Below are 5,857 nucleotides of genomic sequence, written 5' to 3'. Positions count from 1 at the left end.
GGCATATTTTCCGGTCTGCGCGGCAAGGGCCGCCTGACCGAGGACGACATCAACGGCGCCATGCGCGAGATCCGCATGGCGCTTCTGGAAGCGGACGTCAACTTCAAGGTGGTCAAGGCTTTCGTCGCGAACACGAAGGAACGCTGCCTGACCGCAGAGGTGCTTGACTCGCTCACGCCTGCTCAAAACGTCATCAAGATCGTTTTGGACGAGCTGACCGGACTTCTGGGGCGCACGGACTCCAAGTTGGTGCTGTCGAGCCGCATCCCCAACGTGATCATGCTGGTGGGCTTGCAGGGTTCCGGCAAGACCACCGCGGCCGCGAAGCTGGCGTACCGCCTGAAGCAGGAGAACCACTCTCCGTTACTAGTTGCCTGCGACGTGTACCGTCCTGCTGCGGCCGATCAGCTGGAAACGCTCGGCGGCGAGATCGGCGTGCGCGTGTACCGCGGCGACGGGCAGGATCCCGTGAAAATCGCGACCGAGGGCGTTCAGGACGCCATCGACAACCTGCGCGACGTGGTCATCGTCGACACGGCGGGCCGCTTGCACGTCGATGACGAGATGATGGACGAGGCCGAGGCCATCAAGCGCGCGGTCAAGCCCGATCAAATCCTCATGGTGGTGGACGCCATGACCGGCCAGGACGTGGTGAACGTGGCCAGCGCATTCGCTGAGCGGGTTGATTTCGACGGCGTGATCATGTCGAAGATGGACGGTGACGCCCGCGGCGGCGGCGCGCTGTCGATCAAGCAGGTCACCGGCAAGCCCATCAAGTTCATCAGCTCGGGCGAGAAGCCCGATTCGCTTGACGAGTTCCATCCTGACCGCATGGCGAAGCGCATCCTGGGCATGGGCGACGTGGTCAGCCTCATTGAAAGCGCCGTGGCGGTGCAGCAGGAGGAGATCGAGGCCGAGTCCGCCGAGCGCATGATGAAGGCGCAGCTCAACCTGAACGACTTCATCGAAATGAACCGCCAGGTACGCAAGATGGGCGGCGTCTCGAAGCTGATCAGCGCATTGCCGGGCGGTGACAAGGCCATGGCCTCCGGCCAGGTGGACGAGGGCGCCTTCGACCACATGGAGATCATCATCAACTCCATGACGAAAGCGGAGCGCGAAAAGCCCGACCTCCTGAACGGGAGCCGTCGCGCGCGCATCGCGGCGGGTGCGGGCGTCACCGTCTCGGACGTGAACCAGCTTATGAAGAAGTTCAACGAGACGAAGAAGATGATGAAGAAAATGATGCCCGCCATGGAGGAGATGCAAGGCGGTCGAAAGGGAAAGAAGGGCAAGAAGGGCCGTCGACGTCGAGGGATACCCGGCATGGGCGGCATGAGCATGTCCGATATCAAAAAGCTCCAGGACATGATGGGGCAGTAGCATGATTCCGCCGGCGACTGCCGGCGGATCTTCGTTTGCCGACGGTTGCCGGTTGCTTTCGGGCGGGTGCCGGCCTCTGCTATACTTGCCTGCGCGGCGCGTTCGCTCCGCGCAGGTTGACGGCGATAAACGACAGGAGGCGCGCCATGGCGCTCGAGATACGCCCGTACCGTGAAGAGGATCTTCCGGGCATGATCAAGGTGTGGAACGAAGTGGTCGAAGGCGGGGAAGCGTTTCCGCAGATCGAGCCGCTTACGATCGATACGGCGCGCGAGTTTTTCGCCGCGCAGGCTCTGACGACGGTGGCTGCCATCGACTCGAAGCTGTTTGGCTTGTACATCCTTCATCCCAACAACGTGGGTCGATGCGCGCACATTGCCAACGCCAGCTATGCGGTAGCGTCAAGCGCGCGCGGCGTCGGGCTCGGCCGTGCGCTTGTAGCGGATTCGCTCGAGCAGGCGGCAAAGAAGGGCTTTCAAGGCCTGCAGTTCAACGCGGTGGTGGCAAGCAACGAGGGAGCCATTCACCTGTACGAGGATATGGGCTTCACGCGCGTCGGCACCATTCCCGGGGGCTTCGTCAACTTCATGGGCGCCTACGAGGACGTGCATATCTTCTACAAGAGCACCGCACGCGAAAACCGCGGCTGCTGAGGCTAGTTCGCAGCCTGGTCTAGGCTGTTCCCAGCGTCTTGCGCCGTCGGTTTGCCGGATGGCGCAAGACGCTCTTTCGCAGTTACTCGGCAATGACGATTTCCGGATGCTCGCGGTCGATCACGGTGCGCGTCGTTACGGTTGCGCCTAGGTGTCGCTCCATGAGGGCGGCGAACTCGTCAAGCGCGGTTTCCAGCGTTTCGCGCCGTTCGGGTTCCAAGCACTCCACGACGAGGATCGCGTTGCTCGAATCGTCCGAAAGCGCCGTGCGCTGCCCGTCGCGCCAGTTGAAGCAGCGGCATACGGCTCCGATGGTGTCGCGGTAGCACAGCTCGCCCGGCAGCGTGGGGTCGTCGCCGTCCTCTCCGATAGGCGTGAACGCGTCGCCTCCTTCGGTGATGCCCAGGCGGAAGTCGCCGACGAGCGAGTCGATGTCCTCGCCGCCGACGGGCAGGGCGTACTTGAGGGAAACGGCGTTGTAGATGTCGACCGAGGGCGTGATGGATCCTACGGGGTTGCCCTTCAGCACGCGCTTGAGCAGGTTCTCGATCGAGCAGCGCGCGCCCTTCTTCGTTTTGAACTGCCGGTACGCTTCGCGCCATACCTTGACGGGCTCGTTTTCGGAAATCACGTTGCTGGTCAGGTAGGCGTTCGCCTGCTCGTTCGCGTCGCGCAGCAGCCTCGAGATTTCGGCGGCATCGTCGGCGGGCACGTCGCTTGCGCTTTTCATGCCGCGAACGACGATGATGCCGATGGCGGACTTGGGAAACAGGCTCCAAAACGAGTCTTCGGCGATGAATCTCTTCATGTTCTTCTCCTTCGTTTCGTCGGTTCTATTCTTCATGCGTCGTAAGGTTGAGGCCGATGATTCCCACGGCAATCAACGCGATGCAGATGATCTTAGGCGCGCTTGCCGGCTCCTTGAGCACCACCATGCCCAGGACGGCCGCCCCGACCATGCCGATGCCCGTCCATACCGCGTACCCGACGCTGAGCGGCAGCGTTTTGAGCGCGTGCGACAAAAGCCCGAAGCTGATGATCATGCCGCCAACGGTAAGCAGGCTAGGGACAAGCTTCGTGAACCCCTCCGAAAGCTTGAGCTCGTACGCCCAGAACGTTTCGAACAGTCCGGCAATGATCAAGATAACCCAGTTCATAATTCCTCCCAATAAAAAAGCATGCCGCCTCTTTCATCTTCTCAGGCCTACTGATGAAAGTGCGCATGCTCGCGTCTTGATCTACCCGGCGGCAGATATCCTATTTGATTGGTTTGGCAGAATACTATACTGCGTTGGGTGAGTCAAGGGCGCGCTCATTCCGCCATTGCGGCGGCTACCGCGCACATGTCGGGCGCGCTCAAACGTGGGCTTTTCGAGGACGATTGCACCTCGCTTTGCGCGTTTGGCCTGAAACGCTTAAAATTCGGCTTGGTAATCCGCTTGTCAAACCGGTAGTTTCGCCGTATCATAAGCAATTGCTGTTTTCCCTACACCGTAATGACGGTGTTGAGGCATGAATCGTATGTAAGAAGCAAAAGGAGTTCATCTTCATGGCAGTTAAAATTCGCCTGGCCCGTCACGGCGCCAAGAAGCGTCCGTACTACCGCATCGTCGTCGCCGATTCGCGCTGCCCGCGCGACGGTAAGTTCATCGAGGAAGTGGGTCGTTACAATCCCTGCTCCGAGCCTGCCATGGTGTCTTTTGACATGGACAAGGTTGACCAGTGGATCAAGAACGGCGCACAGCCGACCGACACGGTCGCTTCGCTGATCAGGCGCGCCCGCGAGAACGCGTAAATCCTATGGCCGAGCAGACGGAAGACATCGTCGGTCTGGTTGAATCCGTTGTACGTCCGCTTATCGAGTTCGAAGGCGATCTCGAGATCACGGCGAGCAACGCGGAGGACGGAACGATCCTCGTCGAGGTGCGCGTGCATGAAGAGGACGCTGGCAAGGTGATCGGCCGCCAGGGTCGTGTCATCAAGGCTATCCGCACCCTTGCCCGTGCTGCTGCTTCTCGTACGAACACGCATGTCGAAGTGGAACTTCTCGATTAAATGCGTGCATGGGTTAACGTAGCCGAACTGGCTCGAACAAAAACCTTATCGGGAGGGCTCGTCGCGCGCAGCGTGCCGGGTCTTCCCTTTTTGCTGTCCGAAGGCCTGGAGGTGGCGTTCGTTCCGCCTCGGCATGACGGGCCGCGTCGCGGTATCGTGGAAAGCGTGAAGCACGAGGGAAAAGACGCGTACCTGGTCACATTCGAAGGCGTGCACAGCATCGACACGGCAGAGCTGCTGGCTGGGTGTCATTGCCTGGTTCGACGGGCTGATCTGCCTGAAGATGCGCTGGTCGCGGTTGACGACGACCTTGCGGGCTGCGAGGTGCACGATGCTTGCATCGGGTACGTGGGCGTTGTGGAGGACGTGCTCGAGAATCCCGGCCAAACGCTTCTTTCGGTTGCCCGAGCGGACGGGAGCGGATCGGCGCTCATCCCGTTGGTAGATGCCTTCGTTGTGGGCTTTGACGACGATGCCCGCCGCATCGACGTGGCCTTGCCCGACGGCTTGCTCGATCTGTAGCGTCCTTTTGCGGCGCTTTTCGTTTGCCTGAAAGGACCCTTCCGTGATCATCGAGACGCTCTCGACGTTTCCGTCCATGTACGATTCCGTTATGGGGTCTTCCATGATGCGCATCGCGCAGGAGAAGGGCCTATTGGAATTCAAGGCGCACGACCTGCGGGATTGGACGCATGACAGGCATCGCACTACCGACGACGACCCGTACGGCGGCGGCGACGGGCTGGTCATGAAATGCGAGCCCATCTTCGAGGCGCACGATGACATCGTAGCCAGGCATCCTGCGCGCCCCTGCACGATTTTCCTGAGCCCGCATGGGGCTCCTTTCGATGACGCGCTGGCGTGCGAGTTGGCGCAGGAAGACCGTCTGCTGTTCGTGTGCGGCCATTACGAAGGCATCGACGAGCGCGCCTATACGCTGGCTGATCGCGTGATATCGCTGGGCGATTACGTGCTCACGAGCGGCGAGCTGGCGTCCATGGTGGTCATCGACGCCGTGGTGCGCAAGGTTCCGGGCGTGCTGGGAGCCGAGACGGGCGCTCTCGGCGAGAGCTTCGCCGACGGCCTTTTGGAGTATCCCCAGTACACGCGTCCGGCTTCGTTTCGCGGTATGGAGGTTCCGCCGGTTCTTTTGTCGGGAAACCACGCAGCCGTGGCTCGCTGGCGTCGCGAATGCAGCCTGGAGCGCACCTATCGCTTGCGCCCCGACTTGCTCGATGTCGTGGGCTTGTCTTCCGAAGATCGGAAGTTTCTCGACGCCCTGTAAGGCGGCGAAGGCGGGCGGCCGCCTTGTTGCTCCGCGGTCTGGCTGGCCTTTGCCGCGTCGCGACCGGCCGATTCTCGCTCAGCGCACGAAAAATCACGTTCGCTGGCAGGTTTTGACGGTTTGAGGTCGTTTGGCCGGCCCGCTGGTTTCGTTCGAGTGCTCGGTTTTGTCTTTGCAATGCTCTGACCTGGTGGAATGCAAATCAGCTTGATCGCTGACGAAAACGAGGGGTCCATCGACGACCTCTAACCGTCAAAACCTGCCAGCGAGGGCGGTTTTTCGTGCGCGCGCCGCGTTCGCCCGGCAGCTCGGGGACTTCGCCTTGCTGCGGCTTTTGCTTTTTCGCCCTCTTTCGCCCGGTGATCGGGATTTTTCTGCAAACTTTGTCGAACGGGTCGGGCGGGTCGCTCGGACGCGCTATCATAGGCACTCGTGATCTCATTCGGGCGCCGCGCGCCCGCATCGAAAGGATAAGCAGGCT

Annotated in this window: 8 protein-coding genes; 6 read left to right on the top strand and 2 right to left on the bottom strand. The window is 61.0% G+C overall.

Annotated elements, in window-relative coordinates; genetic code table 11:
* Positions 1–1,383, top strand: a 1,383-nt coding sequence (gene ffh, locus ACMNI9_RS06120) for a signal recognition particle protein (protein WP_418831252.1), incomplete at its 5' end; no start/stop codon positions are given.
* Between the two features lie 146 nt (positions 1,384–1,529).
* Complete coding sequence (locus ACMNI9_RS06115) at positions 1,530–2,036, top strand: GNAT family N-acetyltransferase (protein ID WP_225749275.1); 507 nt, start codon at positions 1,530–1,532, stop codon at positions 2,034–2,036.
* Between the two features lie 82 nt (positions 2,037–2,118).
* On the opposite strand, the gene ACMNI9_RS06110 is transcribed toward ACMNI9_RS06115, so the two are convergent.
* On the bottom strand, positions 2,119–2,844 hold the full coding sequence (locus ACMNI9_RS06110; protein WP_418831251.1) for a B3/4 domain-containing protein: 726 nt from the start codon (positions 2,842–2,844) through the stop codon (positions 2,119–2,121).
* Positions 2,845–2,869: 25 nt separating this feature from the next.
* Entirely contained in the window at positions 2,870–3,193 is a 324-nt protein-coding gene (locus ACMNI9_RS06105) for a DMT family transporter (RefSeq protein WP_418831250.1), read from the bottom strand.
* Positions 3,194–3,585: 392 nt separating this feature from the next.
* Between ACMNI9_RS06105 and rpsP the strand changes: the two genes are divergently transcribed.
* Genes rpsP through trmD form a run of 4 tightly spaced genes read left to right on the top strand, consistent with a single transcriptional unit; the run spans position 3,586 to position 5,376 of the window.
* Positions 3,586–3,831: a 30S ribosomal protein S16 gene (gene rpsP / locus ACMNI9_RS06100; RefSeq protein ID WP_114565816.1), complete on the top strand. Its 246-nt coding sequence runs from the start codon at positions 3,586–3,588 to the stop codon at positions 3,829–3,831.
* A gap of 5 nt (positions 3,832–3,836) precedes the next feature.
* Positions 3,837–4,091, top strand: a complete 255-nt coding sequence (locus ACMNI9_RS06095) for a KH domain-containing protein (RefSeq protein ID WP_418831249.1) — start codon at positions 3,837–3,839, stop codon at positions 4,089–4,091.
* Positions 4,092–4,613: a ribosome maturation factor RimM gene (locus ACMNI9_RS06090; protein WP_418831248.1), complete on the top strand. Its 522-nt coding sequence runs from the start codon at positions 4,092–4,094 to the stop codon at positions 4,611–4,613. It begins immediately after the preceding gene.
* A 43-nt stretch (positions 4,614–4,656) separates the two neighbouring features.
* On the top strand, positions 4,657–5,376 hold the full coding sequence (trmD, locus tag ACMNI9_RS06085) for a tRNA (guanosine(37)-N1)-methyltransferase TrmD (protein ID WP_418831247.1): 720 nt from the start codon (positions 4,657–4,659) through the stop codon (positions 5,374–5,376).
* Positions 5,377–5,857: the final 481 nt, after the last annotated feature.

Source organism: Paraeggerthella sp. (genome assembly GCF_048427265.1).
In the GTDB taxonomy this organism is placed as follows: domain Bacteria; phylum Actinomycetota; class Coriobacteriia; order Coriobacteriales; family Eggerthellaceae; genus Paraeggerthella; species Paraeggerthella hominis.
Note: the sequence above shows the minus strand (reverse complement) of the source record. Positions and strands in the feature narration are given on the sequence as shown.